The 18,096-nt window shown below is 68.8% G+C and carries 12 protein-coding genes; 3 read left to right on the forward strand and 9 right to left on the reverse strand.

Annotation, left to right across the window (positions count from 1 at the left end):
* Window positions 1–41 precede the first annotated feature (41 nt).
* From DAT35_RS05265 to DAT35_RS62060, 4 genes are all read right to left on the reverse strand, one after another.
* A complete protein-coding gene (locus DAT35_RS05265) occupies window positions 42–7,115 on the reverse strand; it encodes a myxosortase-dependent M36 family metallopeptidase (RefSeq protein WP_146209574.1) in 7,074 nt (2,357 codons plus the stop codon).
* 316 nt (window positions 7,116–7,431) lie between these two features.
* Window positions 7,432–7,980, reverse strand: coding sequence for a DUF2062 domain-containing protein (locus DAT35_RS05270; protein WP_158501560.1), 549 nt, complete (start codon window positions 7,978–7,980; stop codon window positions 7,432–7,434).
* Between the two features lie 114 nt (window positions 7,981–8,094).
* Entirely contained in the window at window positions 8,095–8,481 is a 387-nt protein-coding gene (locus DAT35_RS05275) for a hypothetical protein (protein WP_108065807.1), read from the reverse strand.
* A gap of 162 nt (window positions 8,482–8,643) precedes the next feature.
* Window positions 8,644–9,861, reverse strand: a complete 1,218-nt coding sequence (locus DAT35_RS62060; protein ID WP_304466045.1) for a metallophosphoesterase — start codon at window positions 9,859–9,861, stop codon at window positions 8,644–8,646.
* Between the two features lie 197 nt (window positions 9,862–10,058).
* On the opposite strand from DAT35_RS62060, the gene DAT35_RS05285 reads away from it, so the two are divergent.
* Complete coding sequence (locus DAT35_RS05285; protein ID WP_108065809.1) at window positions 10,059–10,568, forward strand: hypothetical protein; 510 nt, start codon at window positions 10,059–10,061, stop codon at window positions 10,566–10,568.
* 10 nt (window positions 10,569–10,578) lie between these two features.
* On the opposite strand, the gene DAT35_RS05290 is transcribed toward DAT35_RS05285, so the two are convergent.
* From DAT35_RS05290 to DAT35_RS05300, 3 genes are all read right to left on the reverse strand, one after another.
* The gene (locus tag DAT35_RS05290) at window positions 10,579–11,388 is read right to left on the reverse strand and encodes a hypothetical protein (RefSeq protein WP_108065810.1); all 810 of its coding nucleotides are present in this window, start codon (window positions 11,386–11,388) and stop codon (window positions 10,579–10,581) included.
* Window positions 11,389–11,550: 162 nt separating this feature from the next.
* Window positions 11,551–12,672 carry an MBL fold metallo-hydrolase gene (locus DAT35_RS05295; RefSeq protein ID WP_108065811.1) on the reverse strand — a complete coding sequence of 374 codons (1,122 nt, stop codon included), beginning with the start codon at window positions 12,670–12,672 and terminating at the stop codon, window positions 11,551–11,553.
* 100 nt (window positions 12,673–12,772) lie between these two features.
* Complete coding sequence (locus DAT35_RS05300; RefSeq protein WP_108065812.1) at window positions 12,773–13,708, reverse strand: LysR family transcriptional regulator; 936 nt, start codon at window positions 13,706–13,708, stop codon at window positions 12,773–12,775.
* Between the two features lie 99 nt (window positions 13,709–13,807).
* Here DAT35_RS05300 and DAT35_RS05305 point away from each other — a divergent pair, with 99 nt between their 5' ends.
* A complete protein-coding gene (locus tag DAT35_RS05305; RefSeq protein WP_108065813.1) occupies window positions 13,808–14,833 on the forward strand; it encodes an NAD(P)-dependent alcohol dehydrogenase in 1,026 nt (341 codons plus the stop codon).
* Window positions 14,834–14,935: 102 nt separating this feature from the next.
* Here DAT35_RS05305 and DAT35_RS05310 read toward each other — a convergent pair whose 3' ends face one another.
* Both DAT35_RS05310 and DAT35_RS05315 read right to left on the reverse strand, forming a co-directional pair.
* The gene (locus tag DAT35_RS05310) at window positions 14,936–16,054 is read right to left on the reverse strand and encodes a 3-deoxy-7-phosphoheptulonate synthase (RefSeq protein ID WP_108065814.1); all 1,119 of its coding nucleotides are present in this window, start codon (window positions 16,052–16,054) and stop codon (window positions 14,936–14,938) included.
* Between the two features lie 245 nt (window positions 16,055–16,299).
* Window positions 16,300–16,947 (reverse strand): TetR/AcrR family transcriptional regulator, encoded by a 648-nt coding sequence (locus DAT35_RS05315; protein WP_108065815.1) that lies wholly within the window; start codon window positions 16,945–16,947, stop codon window positions 16,300–16,302.
* Window positions 16,948–17,084: 137 nt separating this feature from the next.
* Between DAT35_RS05315 and DAT35_RS05320 the strand changes: the two genes are divergently transcribed.
* A complete protein-coding gene (locus DAT35_RS05320; RefSeq protein WP_108065816.1) occupies window positions 17,085–18,095 on the forward strand; it encodes an aromatic ring-hydroxylating dioxygenase subunit alpha in 1,011 nt (336 codons plus the stop codon).
* Window position 18,096: the final 1 nt, after the last annotated feature.

The following is an 18,096-nucleotide window of genomic DNA, read 5'->3' on the forward strand; positions in this document are numbered from 1 at the left end:
GCCCTCCCCCTTCAGCACAGAAGGAGGAGGGCTTTCACATCTCAGTTCAGCCAGCGACGACGGCGCAGCAGGCTGACGAGCGCGAGGCCGAGCATTCCGACCGGCGCGCCAGCACCGGTGGAGGAGCAGCCTCCACCCTCGCCACCGCCACCGCCGCCACCACCGCCGTTGTCAGGCGTGGCCGTGGCTTCCACGACGGTGCTGTGCGAGGCGTGGTGGGAATCCGTCACGGTGAGACGGAAGGTGTACGTAGCAGCCTCGGACACGTCCACGCTCAGCACCGCCTGGGCGGCGTCGCCGAGCTCCAGGGCCGGACCGCCCGTCTGCTCCCACTTGTAGGTGAGCGCGTCACCATCCGCGTCGCTGGAGCCCGAGCCGTCGAGCGTCATCGACGTCTGCTTGCCAGAGAGGATGATGCGGGCCTTGGCCACCGGGGCATGGTTCTCACCACCACCGCCGCCGCCGTTGTCAGGCGTGGCCGTGGCCTCCACGGTGGTGCTGTGCGAAGCGCCATGGGCATCCGTCACGGTGAGACGGAAGCTGTACGTGGCGGCCGCGGACACGTCCGCGCTCAGCACCGCCTTGGTGGTGTCACCAAGCGCCAGAGCCGGACCACCCGTCTGCTCCCACTTGTAGGTGAGCGCGTCACCATCCGCATCGCTGGAGCCCGAGCCGTCGAGCGTCAGCGACGTCTGCTTGCCAGAGAGGATGATGCGAGCCTGGGCCACCGGGGCATGGTTCTCACCACCGCCGCCGCCGCCGTTGTCAGGCGTGGCCGTGGCCTCCACGGTGGTGCTGTGCGAGGCGCCATGGGCATCCGTCACGGTGAGACGGAAGCCATACGTGGCGGCCGCGGACACGTCCACGCTCAGCACCGCCCGGGTGGCGTCGCCGAGCGTCAGGGCCGGACCGCCCGTCTGCTCCCACTTGTAGGTGAGCGCGTCACCATCCGCGTCGCTGGAGCCCGAGCCGTCGAGCGTCAGCGACGTCTGCTTGCCAGAGAGGATGATGCGGGCCTGGGCCACCGGGGCATGGTTCTCACCACCACCGCCGCCGCCGTTGTCAGGCGTGGCCGTGGCTTCCACGGTGGTGCTGTTCGAGGCGCCATGGGAATCCGTCACGGTGAGACGGAAGCGATACGTGGCGGCCGCGGACACATCCACACTCAGCACGGCCTGGGTGTCGTCACCGAGCACCAGGGCCGGACCGCCCGTCTGCTCCCACTTGTAGGTGAGCGCGTCACCATCCTGATCGCTGGAAGCCGAGCCGTCGAGCGTCAGCGACGTCTGCTTGCCAGAGAGGAGGATGCGGGCCTGGGCCACCGGGGCATGGTTCTCACCACCAGGCGTGGCCGAGGCCTCCACGGTGGTGCTGTTCGTGGCGCCATGGGCATCCGTCACGGTGAGACGGAAGCCGTACGTGGCGGCCTCGGACACATCCACGCTCAGCACGGCCTGGGTGTCGTCGCCGAGCACCAGGGCCGGACCGCGCGTCTGCTCCCACTTATAGGTGAGCGCGTCACCATCCATATCGCTGGAAGCCGAGCCGTCGAGCGTCATCGACCGCTGCTTGCCAGAGAAGAGGATGCGGGCATGGGCCACCGGGGCATGGTTCTCACCACCAGGCGTGGCCGAGGCCTCCACGGTGGCGCTGTTCGTGGCGCCGTGAGCATCCGTCACAGTGAGACGGAAGCGGTACGTGGCGGCCGCGGGCAGGTCCACGCTCAGCACGGCATGGGTGTCGTCGCCGAGCACCAGGGCAGGACCACCCGTCTGCTCCCACTTGTAGGTGAGCGCATCGCCATCCGGATCGCTGGAAGCCGAGCCGTCGAGCGTCAGCGACGTCTGGTTGCCAGAGAGGATGATGCGGGCCTGGGCCACCGGGGCACGGTTGGAGGAGGGATCGGCGGGCGTGATGGAGACGTGCACCGTGGCGGCGCTGGAGAGCGAGCCGTCGCTCACCGACAGGCTGAAGACGAGCTCGGTGGCCGTCGTCACGTCGGGCGCGGTGAAGGACGGAGTGGCGGTAGTCGCCCCCGTCAGCGTCACCCACGGGCCACCCACCTGCGTCCACTGGTACGACAGGGTGTCGCCATCGATGTCCGCGCTCGCGGTGCCATCGAGGCTGACCGAGGTACCGGACCTGGCGGAGCTCGCGGAGCCCGCGTTGGCCGTGGGCGCGCGGTTGACCTGACGCACCGTCACCACCACGTCGTGGCTGGCGCTGGCGCTCCCGTCGCTCACCGTCACGCGGAAGGTGAGCTGGGTGTCGGCGCTCACCTCGCCGGCCACGAAGGTGGCCGTCGCGGAGTTCGCACCGTCGAGCGTGACCGGCGTGCCGGACACCTGCGTCCAGCTGTAGGTCAGGGCGTCACCGTCCGCATCCGAGGCAATGGCCACGAGGGAGGCGGTGCTCCGCTCGTCCACCGTCACGGGGGCCGCCGTCACCGACGGCGCGCGGTTCACGGGGTTGACCACCACGTTCACCGTGTCGCTGGTGCTCGCCTTGCCGTCGCTCACCGTCAGCACGAAGGAGAGCGTCTCGCCGGAGACCGTCTCCGGGGCGGTGAAGGTGGCGTGCAGCGTGGTGGCACCGGACAGCGCCACCGGGGTGCCGGACACCTGCGCCCAGGAGTAGCTGAGGGTGTCACCATCCGCGTCGCTCGCGGAGCCGTTCAGCGTGAAGGACTCACGCTCGTTCACGGCACCATCCAGGCCGGCGTTCACGGTGGGCGCGCGGTTGATCTCACGCACCGTGACCACCACGTCCTGGCTGGCGGTGGCCTTCCCGTCGCTCACCGTCACGCGGAAGGTGAGCACGGAGTCGGCGCTCACCTCGCCCGTCGAGAAGGAGGCGTTCGCGGTGTTGGCCCCCGAGAGCGTGACCGGCGTGCCGGACAGTTGCGTCCAGCTGTAGGTCAGGGCATCACCGTCCGCATCCGAGGCGATGGCCTTGAGGGTGGCGGTGCTCCGCTCGTCCACCGTCACGGACGAGGCCGTCACGATCGGCGCGCGGTTCACGTTGCGGATGACCACGTCCACCGTGTCGCTGGCGCTGGCGGAGCCATCGCTCACCGTCAGCCGGAAGGTGAGCGTCTCGTCGAGCGTCACCTCCGGGGCGATGAAGGTCGCGGTCGCGCTGTTGTAGTTGCGCAGAGCCACCGGCGTGCCGGACACCTGCGTCCAGAGGTAGCTGAGGGTGTCACCATCCGCGTCGCTGGCGGAGCCGGACAGCGTGACGTTGCTACGCTCGTCGACCGTGGCGTCCAGGCCCGCGTTCACGGTGGGCGCGCGGTTGACGTTCTTCACGTGCACGGTCACGGTGTCGCTGGCCGAGGCGGTGCCGTCGCTGACGGTCAGCTTCAGCACGACGTCGCTGTCGCTGGTCACGTTCGGAGCGGTGAAGAACGGCGTGAGCGTGCTGGCGCCGGACAGGGTCACCGCCGGGCCGGACACCTGCGTCCAGCTGTAGGTCAGCGTGTTCCCATCCGCGTCGGACGCGCTACCGGCGAGGTCCACCCGCGCGCGCTCGTCCGCCGTCACATCCGCGCCGGCGTTGGCCACGGGAGCGCGGTTGGAGCACACGTTGTCATCCGCGACGATGCTCGTGAACGGCTTGCTGGTGATGCCGGAGAAGGAAAGGTCGTCCAGCACCCAGCCCGTGAACGCGGCACCGTTGTCGGAGCCGATGCGGAAGCGGATCTGCACCGACTTGCCCGCGTAGGTGGTCCCCAGGTTCAGCGTCGTGGTGATGAAGGTGGGGAAGCCCGCGGTGGTGCCCACGAAGGCGCTGCGGCCCGCCAGCGGGTTCAGGTTGCCCGTGTACGCCAGCAGCGTGCCGGTGTAGGCGGAGCTGCCGATGTCCACCCACGTCGCGCCACCATCCTGGGTGAGCTCGATGACGGCGCCATCGTAGTTGCCGCCGGAATCGGCCTCGAAGTCATAGGCGTGCTTGAAGGTGATGATGAACGGCTCGGTGGTGCTCACGCTGAGCGCCGGGGTGGTGAGCCGGATGTCGCTCGGGCCACCCAGGTCCGGACCGAAGAAGGCCCGGTTGAGGGTGGAGGAGAACTGGACGATGTCGAAGTACCCTGCGGACAGCGTGCCGTCGTAGTCGGTGCTCCACGGCACCTGGTTGGCCTCCACGGTCTCCGTGGTGCTGGTCCCGGGCGCCTCGTCGTAGTTCGCCTTGAAGGACAGCGACTCGATCTTGTCACCGGCGGTCACCTGCTCGTCGTCACGCAGGGCCATGGTGAAGGTGAGGATCTGGCCCGTCGTCGCTCCGCGGAGCGTCACGGGCACGGACACCTCGGCGGCCCCGCCGACGGGGATCGCCGGGAAGCGCACGAAGCCACCGCCGCCCACCGTCACGCCGCGCGAGGAGGAGAGCACGGTGATGCTGGTGGCGCTGGCCGTCTTCGAGCCCGTGTTGCGCACGGTGATGCGCAGGCGGCCCGTCTCACCGTTGTCGAAGATGCCGTCCTTGTCGCAGGAGCCGGCCGGGAGGTCGTCAGCGAAGTAGGCGGAGACGAGCTCCACTTCCGCACCCACCGAGAAGCTCTCCACCACACCGGCGTGGTTGGTGGAGTACCGGTCGGGAGCCACCGCGCCCACACCCGCGCCGCGCCGGGCGAAGGCCGCCCAGAGACGCTCGCCGTCGGCCGGGTCGTTGGCGTAGGCCGCCGCGATGACCGCGTCACGCGCCTCCAGGAAGGTGGGCGCCGTGGGCGTCATCTTGTACCCGTTCACCACGTAGCTCTTCATGCGGTTCTGCGCCTCCTGGAACGGATGCGCACGCAGGAGCGACACGTAGCACTCCCACAGCATGGTGGCCCAGATCTCACCCGAGTTGTGGACCTCGGAGTTGACGCCACCCGGGGACGTGGGCGTGGAGGGCAGCGCCACGCCGTCGGTGATGTGGCGGAACATCAGGCCGTTCTTGGACAGGTCCGTCGAGTACGGCACGCGGCGGATGCCGAAGTACGAGGAGTCCGCGGAGATGCCACGCGTCGCGTACTCGGCCGCGGCGTAGACACCGTTCCAGTTCGCGTTGGACGGAACGTTGATGTCCTCCGCGCGCGTCATCATCAGCAGCGCGTTGAAGTCACCCCAGCCCTCGCCCATGGAGCGGCCCTGGTTGTTGACCAGACCGGCCGAGTTCTGGATGAGGCGGTTGCTGATGTAGTGACCCCACTCGTGCGCCACGATGGCGTTGTCCACCGTGCCGTCCAGGCTGAGGGTCGGCCCGCGGAACAGGCGCACGTTGAGCCCGGGGATGGTGGCGCGCAGCTTGTTGCCGTCCGTGAGCGTGATGCGCAGCGTGGGGATGGTGATGGTGGTGTCCGTGCCACCGATGTCCGCGACCGGTGCCACCACGTTGTCCGCGACGATGACGCCGACGGCGCCCGCCGCCTGCGCATTCGCCACCTTGATGGTGAAGGCGCACGTCCCACGGTCCACGATGGCGATCTTCCCGGCCACGTCCGCCGCGTTGGTCAGCGCGGTGCACGCGTCGGTGGTGGAGGGGCCGGAAGCATCGGCCGCGTCCTGGGCCACCACCACGTCAGCGGTGGTGTCGAAGGTCTGCGGACCGAAGCCGGAGGCAATACCCACCGCGTAGCTACCCGCGACGGAGCCGGGCGCGTTCGCCGTCAGGCTCGCGTTCCTCTTGCCGGAGAAGAGGTACATCTGCATGCGCGGGGGCGCGCCGTCCGCCGGCGTGGACATGTTGGCGTTGTTGGTGCCGCTATAGTCCTGAGCCTGGGCGCGGATGGCGTCGTTGCCCAGACCGCCGCGGCCGAAGTTGTCCAGCTGCGCGTTGCCGGAGGCCTCGTCGAAGCCGAAGTCGTAGAACCAGTCGTGCAGCCAGTTGTTCATGTAGAACAGGTGCGTGGTGGCTGCGGCGATCTGCTCCGCGTTGGCGTTCGGCTGGATGTCGAACAGCATGGTCCGGTCGAACACGCCCGGCGCGGTGACCGTGGGGCGGAGGTCGCCGGTGTTGTAGCCATCCGGCGCGGTGAGGTCCGCGTACGCGTCCACGTTGTTGCCGTTGGTCTCGGTGGCGCTCGCCGACAGCCAGGGATCGTTCTTGCTGAAGGGGGCGTTCTGGAGGGTGACCAGGGCGGGCGGCACGAACGCCGGGATGAAGCCGGTCGGCGAGCCCGTCGGGTGCGGCGTGGCAGTGTTGCCCGAGGGGCCGTCATGCGGGGTGTACGGAGGCGTGGAGTCCGCGAAGACGCGGTAGCTGAACTGCACGTCCGCCGTCAGGTTGTTGCGCATCAGCAGCCGGCCGTCGACCGCGGACACGACGTAGGAGTAGTAGTCCGACTCCCGGCTCTCCGGGCTCCCCGTGTTGAGCTCCACGTAGTACGCGGGCACCAGCGCGTTCGGCAGCGAGTAGAACACCTGCTTCACGCGCGCCGGGATGATCAGCCCCTGCGCCAGCGGGCGCGCGTACGAGGCCAGCTCGTAGTGCGTGTACTTGCTCCCGGCGTCCTGCTTCTCGTTCGCCTGCGTGAGCAGGCTCCCGTCCAGCATGTTGCCGGTCAGGTCCTGGTACGCCACGGCGATGGCCTGGGTCGCCGGCAACTGGAAGCGCATGCGCGCCGCGGGCAGCTCCGCGGACACGTGCTTGGAGAGCGTGCCGGAGATGGCTACCAGCTCATTGTCCCGGTTGAGCAGGAGGTGAAGCGACTGCCGGAAGACCTCGATACCTCCGGACTCCTGCGCGAGCGTGACTACCTTGACGCCCTGGCTGTTCTTGCTGACGCTCGTCACCCGCGCGCCCGCCGCCTCGAAGGAGCTCAGTCCGTAGAGGGAGGCCTGGTCGGCGATCTGCGCCAGCGCGGCCTGCTCCGGCGCCATGCGCGAGAACTTCGTCCGCAGCACGGCCGGTCCGCCGTTCTTGTTCACCCAGATGAACGTAGGTGAATCGGTCCGCTCGTCCCGGTGGGCAATGCGTGCCCCCTTCGCGTTCACGAGCTTGAAGCCCGCGGTCGCACGTCCCGCGGGCTTCGCATCCTGCAATGCATCGTAGTTCGGCAACGTCCGGGCCGTGGCGCCAGTACCCGACAACACCAGCGCCAGCCCCGACAATGTGGCAAACAGCCTTCTCACGTGGGGGAACTCCCTGTGGCAACAGCGGGGATGGGGTGGGAGACCCTCTCGTGGCCTGAAACGGTGACCCGGCTCATCGCCGGACGGCCACGCAGGTGACTCCCAAGTGACGAATTGTCACCCGGGCGGAAGTTTGTGCTCACATTGATGTAGGTTGAAAGGCGACACGTTCATTTCATGGCTCGCCGGAAACAGAAGCCATGGAACGGTCATTGACGGGCCTGCTGGCGCGCCTCCGCCCCCAGCACCCCGTCATGGAACGCGCGCACGGAGAGGGGGCTCTTCGGGAGCTCGTTGCACCTCTCCCACGCCAGCGCTACGCCTCGGGGGCCATCCTCAGTCCACGCGCCCTGCGGGCCCGGCGCTCCTGGCGGCGGGCCTGGTGGCGGGACACCATGCCGTAGGTGATGTGGTACCCGAGCCACGCGGTGGGTACGCCCAGCAGCACCCCGCCGATGACGAGACCAAGTCCCAGCTCGAGCGCGTCGGGGCCGGAGAAGGAGAGCGAGCCCAGGTCGAGGGCCGCGGCCCCAGCCTCCGCCTGCCGCGGGAGCGGCAGGAGCCGGTGCGCGATGGGGCGGCCAACGAGGTAGCACAGGCCGTACACGGGAGCGGCGGTGACGGGGTTGTTGAGCCACACGCCCGCGGCGGCGGCGACGCGCGAGAGCTGGAAGTGCGTCAGCCGGCGCAGCAGCTCGGCGATGACGAGGGCCAGGGGGAGCTGGAGACCCATGATGGGCAGCAGGGCGATGAACAGTCCGAGCGCCATGCCGCCGGCGATCTCAGCCGGGGCACCCGAGCCGCGCAGCAATCGCACGCGGACCCGGCGGAGCTTCCTCTTCGCGACCTTCCACCACGACGACACGGTGCACCACTCTTCGCTGGCCGAAATTCTTCGCAACCGGCGCCAGGATAATGCGAAGCCCACTCGTTCGCAGGGTGTCGTGAAGAAGCCCGGCCGCCCGCCTGCCACCATCCATCAGATGGCGTGCAGGGTGTTCGGAAAGGGGCGGAAGCCGAGCGCGGCCTCCACGAAGGCACGCAGCTCCCCGGCGGCCCACGGCGAGGCGAGCGCGAAGTGGATGATGCTGGCCTGGCTGAGGGTGGAGGCCTCCTCGGGGCGGAACTTGTTGGACAGGAGGATGCGAGGGCCCGGGTAGTCCCGCTCCACGAGGGTAGCGAGGAAGTCCGCCGCCCCCTTCGCGGCGGCCAGGCCCAGGTCGATGATGACGACGGCCGGAGCCGGCTGGACCTCGAGCAGGGGCAGGGCCAGGTCGAAGGTGTTGGCGGGGAGCAACTCGAAGCCCGGGGACAGCTCCCGGCGGGCGGCGTCACGCAGCGCGGGGGCGTCGGCCACGAAGAGCACGCGGATGCTCCCCGAGGTGGCCCGACCCTGGGAGCGTCCGTCACCTTGCGGCTGTCGGGAAGGGGGCTCGGAAGGCACGGACGCAGCGTACCGCCGGGGAAGAACGGTGGGCAATGAATCGCCCCTCGCAGCGACCGCCAGTAAACCCTGTGCGTACCCGAGCTACGCGCTCACGAGCGTCAGCTCGGTGATTTCGGGCGAGGGCCCCAGGCGCAGCGGCGGGCCCCAGTAGCCGGTGCCCCGGTTCGTGTAGACGCGCACCCCGGCGATGGTGGCCAGGCCCTGGATGACGGGCTGCTGCAGCTTCACGAAGGCCATGAAGGGGAACATCTGCCCACCGTGTGTGTGCCCGGAGAGCTGCAGGTCCACCCCCAGGCCCTTGGCCAGCACCGCCGCGCGAGGCTGATGCGCGAGCAACAAGCGAGGCACCTCCGCCGGAGCCCCCGCGAGCGCCACGTCCGGGCGGCACGCGTGCGACGGGTCCATCCTTCCTCCCTCCAGGTCCGTCACGCCCGCCACCGTCAGGCGCGAGCCCCCGCGCTCCACCACCCGGTGCGCGTTGAGCAGCACCGTGAGCCCCAGCCGAGCCACCTCGGCGGCCCAGGCGGCGCCCCCGTGGTAGTACTCGTGATTACCCGTGACGTAGTAGACGCCCAGCGGGGCGCGCAGGCCCGCCAGCGGAGCGACCTCGTCACGCAGCCGCGAGACGTTGCCGTCCACCAGGTCCCCCGTCACCGCCACGACGTCCGGCTTCAGGGCATTCACCTGGTCCACCACCCGCTGCATGAAGCTCCGGTCCAGGGTGGGACCGATGTGGATGTCCGAAATCTGCACCACCTTCATCCCCGACAGCCCCGGGCCCAGGCCCTTCACCGGAACCGTCACCCGCTCCACGCGAGCCGGGGCCCGCGCAGTGCGGAAGGCGAACAGCATCGCCGGTACCACCAGGCCCACCACCGCCAGCGCCTTGTCCCGCGCCAGCACGCCCGCCTCCGGCGCCGAGCCCACCAGCCGCCACCCCCACCCCACCACGTCCGCGAACACCGTGGCCGGCAACAGCAGCCCGAAGGCACCCATCCACAACATGCCGCCCCAGTGCAGCACCTGCTCCACCCACGAGTGCCGCATGCGCGTGGACGCCATGGCCGCCGGAATGGACGCGAAGCCGAGACCCAGCACCGCCCAGCCGAGCCCCGCCCACGGCTGTGCCAGGCCCGAGTCCGACACGAGCCTCACCCCGAGGTAGACATGCAGTGCCGCCACCAGGCCCACCACCATCGTCAGCGTCAGGATGACTCGCAGGAGCGGCCCCAGGGGAACCCTGCCCGGGCGGACGCCCCGCTGCTGCTCCACGTTCGTGCCCATGGACGGGGATGACACCTTGGCTGGCTCCTTCGCCGGAATGCCCCGGCGGGCTGGGTTCGAAGGCAGTACATAACGCCCTCACCCTCCGCCCGCCCGGCAACCGGGCGAACGCCCGCCATGCCCTCCTGCTGTCTACACACACGGGGGCCCTCCATCCCTATCCTCCCCGCATGAAGCCCTCCTACGCGAAGCCCCTCGGTCGAGCGCTCGGGATGGCCGCCCTGCTCCTCCTCGGGACGGCGACCGCACAGGGTGACGGCCAATACCTCTTCCTGCGCACCCCGAAGGCCGCCATCACGGCCCGGGTGAACGAGGACAGCGTCTCCGGCCCCGACGTGCAGCTCAACCGCGACGGCAAGACAGTGCGCGGGAGGGCCTTTGGCCAGACGGTGTTCCTCGGCCTCAACGGCCAGGAGCTGGGCGGCACCGTGGGCAGCGAGCTCACCCGGATGAGCTTCGAGGACAAGGGCGGTACCACCCGGGCGCGCGGCACCTTCTACGGCAGGCTCGCGGAGCTGAACCTCAGCCCCGAGTCGCTCACCGGCACCGTGGGCAGGTGCGGCTACGACCTGAAGGCCACCCAGGAGGGGTCCTATGTGGGCTCGCGCTCCTGCGGAGGCTCGCCGGAGCGGCCCGTGACGCTCGAAATTCCACCCGCGCTCGCGAAGCAGGGCACCGCGATGACGCTGGCCACGCTCGCGCTCATCCTGGGCACGCCCTGAACCCTCGGGTCTATTCGCAATACCTGGCCACCTGGTCGGCGGGGACCTCGTCAGGAGGGAGGAGTCCGAGGACCAGCTCGTTGTAACGGCTCTTCTCCAGCGGCGTGTTCTCCTTGGGGACCAGGGACGGAGAGTGAGCCGTTCGCAGGGCCTCGAAGAAACGACGGATGACGGCGCCCCCGGTCCTTCCGTACTCGCCGTACACCAGCGCCGTCTTCAATCCATGACACCCTCCCCTCCCGCCGGGTTCATCGAGGACCTGTGGGTAGGACTTGTAGAAATCGAAGTTCTCGCTCGCGTACGCACGGAACCGCTCTGACAGGCGGGTGGACCACTCGAAGCCGCTTGCCGCCGCGATCCGGTCTTCCAGCTCGGCCTCCACGGCATCCCACGAGGAGTGATGGTAGTTCTCCTCGTGCGGGACGCCCGCGCACCGGTAGAGCATGTGGAGCATCTCGTGGCTGTCATAGAGGGCCACCTCGATCGCATCCGGGTCGAACATGGCCTCGGCCTGCTCGAACAGGTAGTCGATGTGGCCCTCCTCCGTATAGGCAGCCGCCAGACCTCTGTCCTCCGGCCGGCGCTCCCGGAACGTGATGGCGATGCGCTCGTAGCACCGCCCGAGCTCCACCCCCGAGAGCTCCTCCAACGCGGGCAGGACATAGCGCCGCTGGTTCTCGACGAACGCCTCGCAAGCGGGCACCAGCCGTGCGTCCGGGAGCACGCTGCAATCTCCCTCCACCTGAACACTCGGGCCGCAGCCCACGAGCCCCACCGCGAGGAGGACTCCGAAGAGGGACATGCATGTCTTCTCGAACATGGCCGCGCGTCCAGCAACGGGTGTGCCACTCGCACGAGCGACTGGGACAGAGGAGGGAACGCGGCGCTCTGCCACGAGGGCGTCAGGCCAATCATGCAACTCCTTGCATGCCGCCATGACAAATTGGCAGGGAGCCGTGCGAGTTGTAGCGAGAACCTCTCTCTACGGAGTGGGCACGGGCATCACGGGGGCGGAGACGCCCACCACCGGAGGCACATCCCGCCCCTCGCCGAAGCCCAGCACCCACCACTCGGGCGCGTCCCGGCCCCGCTCCATCAGCGCACGCCCCAGGTCCTCCACCGGCTCTGCCTCACCATCGTCCGCGAGGTTGAAGGTGCCGTAGTGGATGGGGACGCTGTAGCGCGCGCCCAGGTCCACACTGGCCTGGACGGCCTCCTGCGGCGAGATGTGCACCGGGGACATGAACCACTCGGGCTTGTAGGCGCCGATGGGGAGCACCGCCAGACGGATGGGGCCGAAGCGCTCCCGGGCCTCGGCGAACTGCCGGCCCCAACCGGTGTCTCCCGCGAAGTACGTGGTGCCGTGCGGCCCTCGAAAGGCGTAGCCCGTCCACAGCGTCCCATTGCGGTCGAACAGACCCCGGTTGGAGAAGTGCTGGGTGCGTGCGCTCACCAGCGTCACCTCGGGACTCAGGGGAAACGCCTGCCACCAGTCCACCTCGGTGACGTGGCGCAGGCCCTCGCCCTCGAGGAAGACGCGGTTGCCCAGACCGGCGAAGACACGCACCTCGGGAAACTTCTCCTGGAGCCGCCGCAGGGTGGCCACGTCCATGTGGTCATAGTGGTTGTGGCTGAGCACCACCACGTCGATGGGCGGCAGGTCCTCGAAACGGATGCCGGGGGGCCGGACCCGCTTGGGGCCCGCGAAGGAGACCGGGCTGCAGCGCTCGCTGTAGATGGGGTCGGTGAGGATGTTGAGCCCGTCCAGTTGCAGCAACACCGTGGCGTGGTTGATGAACGTCACACGCAGGCCGCCGCGTCCCACGCGCTCGGGCGGTGGCGGACCATGCGGCACGTCGTTCCACTTCTTCCAGGGACCCGGCTCGCGGTGCAGCTGCCAGTCCAGGAAGCTGCCCTTCTGCTCGCGAGGCTCCAGGTTGACGAAGCGCTCGCCATCGAAGTGATCGCTCCGGGGCCCCTTCCAGGTGGGCGCGGAGAAGATGCACCCTCCCACGCCGACTCCGCTCACCGCGATGGCCAGCACTCCCATCAGGACGGTGAAAAGACGGCGCAGCGGACGTCTTGCCAGAAAGACCCTGTTCATCGTTCACCCATGTCGCGGCAGTCTCGAGTCTCCCTGAGATAGCGCCTCGCGAGGCGTTCAGCACGCGACTCTGCTCTCCACTGTCTCCGCCGCCGGGGATTCACCGCCCGGCCGGGCGCTGAGCCCGCGCCGCCTTCTGACGAAAGCCAGGGGACTGGAACAGTTCCGCGAGGAAGTCGAGGAAGGCGCTCGCCTTGGGGAGCAGGTGGCGGTTGCGCGGGTAGAGCGTGTGAATGGGCCAGCTCACCGAGGGGTAGGCGTCGAGCACGGTGACGAGGGTCCCCTTCTCGAGCGCATCGCGTACGAGGAAGTCGAAGAGCGCGACGATGCCCTTGCCAGCCACGGCGAGTTGGAAGAGCACATCGGAGTCGTTCGCATGGAAGGGGCCGTTGAGGTCCATGGAGCGGTAGGTCCCCTCCTCTTCGAGGAACTCGAAGTAGGCGGGCTGTCCATCCCGCAGGTAGCCGAGACAAGCATGATGCGTCAGCTCCCGGGGATGCTTCGGGACGCCATGCTTGCGGAGATAGGCCGGTGCGGCGCAATGGAGGATGCGGCTCTCGCCGAGCTTGCGGCTCATCAGGTTCGACTCGCCGAGCCTGCCAATCCGCACCAACACATCGAGCCCCTCGGCGATGGGGTCGACGAACTGGTCGCGGAGGGTGAGATCGAGCCGGACATCCGGACAGCGGTCGAGGAAGCGGGGGATGGCCGGAGCCAGGATGGCGCGCCCGAGCGCGATGGGCGCGTCGACGCGAAGCAGTCCCGAGGGCTTCTTGCCCGTGCGAGCCAGGACGTCCCGCGCCTCGTGGAGTTCCTGGAGGATGCGGACACACCGCTCGTGGAAGGCCTCGCCGTCGTGGGTGAGTCGCAGCGAGCGCGTGTTGCGCGCCAGGAGCGGCACCCCGAGCTCCTGCTCCAGCGCCGCGACACGGCGGCTCACCGCGGAGGGCGTCACGCCGAGGCGCCGGGCGGCTGCCGCGAAGCTGCCGGCCTCCACCGTCGTGGTCAGGAACTCGATGCTGTCGAGCATGGGCATGATTCGTTCCTTTTTCTCACGGTAGATGTTCTCCGAGCGGCTCTACCGGACAAATCCGCACGAATCTACCTTCCGTGGCGACCCAAGGAGGGCATCACCATGAAAGCTGTCGTCATCCGAAACCAGGGCAAGGGCCCAGAGGCCTGGAGACTCGTCGAGCGTCCCGATCCTACTCCCGGACCGGGACAGGTCCTGATTCGCGTCCGAGCCGCCTCACTGAACTACCGGGACCTGACGATCGCCCGGGGCGTCTACGGAGGGCCGTTGAAGCAGGACCTCATCCCGCTCGCGGACGGTGCGGGAGAGATTGTCGCGCTCGGGGCGGGCGTGAGCCGCTGGAAGGTGGGCGACCGCGTCTGCGGCTCCTACTTCCAGACCTGGCACGGAGGCCCCATGCGCGCGGAGTACTTCAACCACCAGCTCGGCGCGCTCTCCAACGACGGAATGCTGGCGCAGTACGCGGTGCTCTCGGAGGCGGGCGTGGTGCGAATCCCGCCGCACCTGTCCTACGACGAGGCGGCGACGCTTCCGTGCGCGGCGCTCACGGCGTGGCACGCGCTCTTCGAGGCCCCGGTCCGGCCGAAGCCGGGCGACACCGTCCTGGTCCAGGGAACGGGCGGAGTGTCGCTCTTCGCCGCGCAGTTCGCGAAGGCGGAGGGGCTCCGGGTGATTGCCACCTCGTCGAGCAACGAGAAGCTCGCGCGGCTGCGGAAGCTCGGCATCATCACCGACACCATCAACTACAAGGAGACCCCCGAGTGGCAGCAGGAAGTGCTGCGGCTCACCAATGGCGAGGGCGTGGACCACATCATCGAGGTGGGCGGTGGCGGCACGCTGAGCCGCTCCCTCCAAGCCGTGAGGTTTGGCGGGACGGTGAGTGTGATTGGCCTCCTGACGGGAGTCGGACGAGAGATCGATCCCCTGCCGGTCCTCTTCAGGGCCACCCGGCTCGAGGGCATCGTCGTCGGCTCGACCCACAGCTTCGAGAACATGAATCGCGCGATCGAACGGCTCGGCATCAGACCGGTGATTGACGAGGTCTTCCCGCTGGAGCGCGCGGGCGAGGCGCTGGCGAAGATGGACGCGGCCTCGCACTTCGGCAAGCTCGTCATCCGCGTGGAGTGAGCTCGGCCGGGCTTCGCGACTCCGTCCACCTGGCATGGATGTGCTGGTGGCCGGGGTACAGGCGGGCAGCTTCGTGCGCACCGCCGAGACCCTCGCCTCCAGTCAGCGCCGCCTCGCCTTCACCGCTTCGCTCAGCAACTTCAGCGTCTCGGAGGAGTCCTCCCAGCCGAGGCAGGCGTCGGTGATGCTCTTGCCGTATTCGAGCTTCGCCGGGTCATCCCTGCCAGGCGAGAACTTCTGCGCTCCGGCCACCAGATGGCTCTCCACCATGACGCCGAACACGCGCCGGCTACCACCGGCAATCTGCGACGCGAGGTCTCGCGCGACATCCATCTGCTTCTGGTACTGCTTGCTGCTGTTGGCATGCGAGCAGTCGACCATCAGCGTGGCCGGCAGTTTTGACGTCTCCAGGTCCTGACAGGCGGCCGCGACACTGGTGGCGTCGTAGTTCGGCGCCTTGCCTCCGCGCAGGATGACGTGGCAATCGGTGTTGCCCTTGGTCTCGACGATCGCCACCTGGCCGTTCTTGTGCACCGAGAGGAAGTGGTGCGGCTGTGCGGCCGCCTGGATCGCGTCGGTGGCGATCTTGATGTTGCCGTCAGTGCCGTTCTTGAAGCCGATCGGTGCCGAGATGCCCGAGGCCAGCTCGCGGTGCACCTGGCTCTCGGTGGTGCGGGCGCCAATCGCCCCCCATGAGATGAGGTCACCGATGTACTGCGGCGAGATGACGTCGAGGAACTCACTGCCCGCGGGCATGCCGAGCCGGTTGATCTCCAGCAGCAGGTGTCGAGCGATGCGCAAGCCTTCGTCGATGCGGTAGCTCTCGTCGAGGTAGGGATCGTTGATCAACCCCTTCCAGCCAACCGTCGTGCGCGGTTTCTCGAAGTACACGCGCATCACGAGTTCCAGCGAGTCGGCGTAGCGCTCGCGCTCCACCCGCAGCCGCTTCGCGTAGTCGAGCGCGGCCTGGGGGTCATGGATGGAGCACGGGCCCATGATGACCAGCAGGCGGTCGTCCGTCCCGGCCATGATGCGGCGGATGCGCTGGCGCGTGTCGCCAATCAGCGTTTCCATTGCCGTACCACGCACGGGGAAGAAGCGGATGAGGTGTTGGGGCGGTGGCAGCGGCGTCACGTCGCGGATCCTCTCGTCGTCCGTCTGGCTGGTCTTGTCGACGGGAGCGGACCAACCCTCGGCCGTGGGGGTGGACCTGGCATTCATCGGGAGCTCCTTCATTCGGGTTGCAGAGGTGATGGGCGGGTTTTTGGACAAAAAAAAACCGCCGGGCGGAGCCGGCGGTTTCGGGAGATCTGCTGCGCGCTTTGCCTACGCGTTCGCCTCTCCTCCGCCGGTGCGGTGCGAGAACCAGAACCACGTAAAGGCAAAGCGGAAGAAGCGCATGCGTTCCTTGTAGCACGGACGTCCGGCGCGGCGTCAAGCCAGCCCCCGGCGGCTCGGCGGCCTGCTCAGGCCCGGCGTGCGGGCCGCTCGGGGGACACGGCATGGGCTCGGAGGAACGTGTCCAGATGGTCCTCCAGGAAGCGCTCCACGTCCAACGGACGGCAGCGAGCGCCGGAGAGCTGCACCTGGTGCAGCAGCCCGAGCACCACCGGGCACACCAGCTCCAACGCGGCATGGCGCACGTCACAGCGCCGCAACTCCCCGTCCGCGATGTGGCGGGCCAGACGCGCCTCCGCCGCCTGCAACGTGGGCTCGAGCAACTCCTGCACGTACACCGGCCCGAGCGTCTCGTGGCCCACGCTCGCGGTGAGCCCGAAGGCGTGCGCCGCTCCCACACCCATGCGCCAGCCCACGAGGAGCGATTGGAGGAACCACTGGAGCGACTCGCGCACCGGGCCGTGGAACTCCGTGGCCGCGGCGAGCAGGTGCGGCAGACCCCGCCGGTGCATGTCCGCCATCACCTCCGCCAGCAGCGCCTCGCGCGAGCCGAAGTAGTGGCGCAACGTGGCCACGCTCACCCCGGCCACCTCGGCGAGCTCTCGGAAGCTCGTCTGGGCCCCGTCCGGCGCGAGCAGGCGTACGCGGACCGCCTCCAACAGACGCTCGCGCTCCTTCTCGTAGTCCGCGTTGCGGCTCCCCTTCACCCGGGCCATTCAGCTTGAATAACCCGCATGAGGTAGGAAATCCACCGCCACGCACTCCCTGCGCCCCCACCTCCGGCACTTCGACTTGAAATTGAATAGACCGACGTGAATATTCTATCCCGCGAGCGGTACATCGGGAGGAATTCATGCTGGACGGCTTCGCCAACGAGGGCTTCGCGGACGTGTGGACACCCGTGGCGATGTCCCGGGAAGTGGGCAAGGCGCCCCTCGGGCTGACGGTGGCCTCGGAGCGCATCGTGCTCTTCCGGGACAACGCGGGCCGGCTATCCGCGCTGCACGACCGATGCCCGCACCGGGGCGTGAAGCTGTCCCTGGGGAAGGTGGGCAAGGACGGGTGCTTGGAGTGCCCCTTCCACGGGTGGCGCTTCGCATCGGGCGGGGCCTGCACGCACATCCCGCTCAATCCCATGCCCGAGGAGAAGCGCAAGCGCTTCGCCGCCACCGCCTTTCCGGTACGCGAGCGCGGCGGCCTGATCTGGCTCTACACGCGTCCGGGCGCCGAAGCCCCCGACGAGCCAGCGGTGCCCTCCGTGATGGAGCAGGACGGCATTCACGTGTGGCACTACGCCGAGACGTGGAACGCGCACTGGACGCGGGCGATGGAGAACATGCTGGACTCACCGCACCTGCCCTACGTGCACCGGCGCAGCATCGGCGGGCCGATGTGGCGGCGGATGAAGCCGGACTCGAAGATGGAGATGGAGGTGCACCCCACGCCCACGGGCTTCCGCTCCGCGTGGAGCCTGGACGGAGGGCCCACGTCCGCGGCGCTCGAGTGGCTGCGCCCCAACGGCATGGCGCTGCACATCCCCATCCCGAATCGTATCATGCGCCTGCACATGTACTGCGTGCCGGAGGATGCGACCCACACGCGGATGGTGCTGGTGAGCACGCGCGACTTCCTGAAGCTCCAGCCGCTGGCGGCCCTGCTCGACCGCTACAACAAGCGCATCCTGCGCGAGGACCAGGCGGTGGTGGAGTCGAGCGACCCCATCGAGGCACCGCCGGTCTCCGAGGAACGCAGCGTGGCGACGGACCGAGCCACGCTGGCCTTCCGGCGCTGGTACCTGGAGCGCAAGAAGCGGAGCGAGCGAGAGGCCACCGCCAGCACCGAGACCACGCCGCTGGCGAGCTGAA

Source organism: Vitiosangium sp. GDMCC 1.1324 (assembly GCF_003044305.1).
Taxonomy (GTDB): Bacteria; Myxococcota; Myxococcia; order Myxococcales; family Myxococcaceae; genus Archangium.

Excerpts from the sequence above, each read along its gene's own strand:
- DAT35_RS05285 (WP_108065809.1), top strand. The coding sequence starts at position 10,059 with ATGGCCGCCCTGCTCCTCCTCGGGACGGCGACCGCACAGGGTGACGGC.
- DAT35_RS05290 (WP_108065810.1), bottom strand. The coding sequence starts at position 11,388 with ATGTTCGAGAAGACATGCATGTCCCTCTTCGGAGTCCTCCTCGCGGTG.
- DAT35_RS05295 (WP_108065811.1), bottom strand. The coding sequence starts at position 12,672 with ATGAACAGGGTCTTTCTGGCAAGACGTCCGCTGCGCCGTCTTTTCACC.
- DAT35_RS05300 (WP_108065812.1), bottom strand. The coding sequence starts at position 13,708 with ATGCCCATGCTCGACAGCATCGAGTTCCTGACCACGACGGTGGAGGCC.
- DAT35_RS05305 (WP_108065813.1), top strand. The coding sequence starts at position 13,808 with ATGAAAGCTGTCGTCATCCGAAACCAGGGCAAGGGCCCAGAGGCCTGG.
- DAT35_RS05310 (WP_108065814.1), bottom strand. The coding sequence starts at position 16,054 with ATGAATGCCAGGTCCACCCCCACGGCCGAGGGTTGGTCCGCTCCCGTC.
- DAT35_RS05315 (WP_108065815.1), bottom strand. The coding sequence starts at position 16,947 with ATGGCCCGGGTGAAGGGGAGCCGCAACGCGGACTACGAGAAGGAGCGC.
- DAT35_RS05320 (WP_108065816.1), top strand. The coding sequence starts at position 17,085 with ATGCTGGACGGCTTCGCCAACGAGGGCTTCGCGGACGTGTGGACACCC.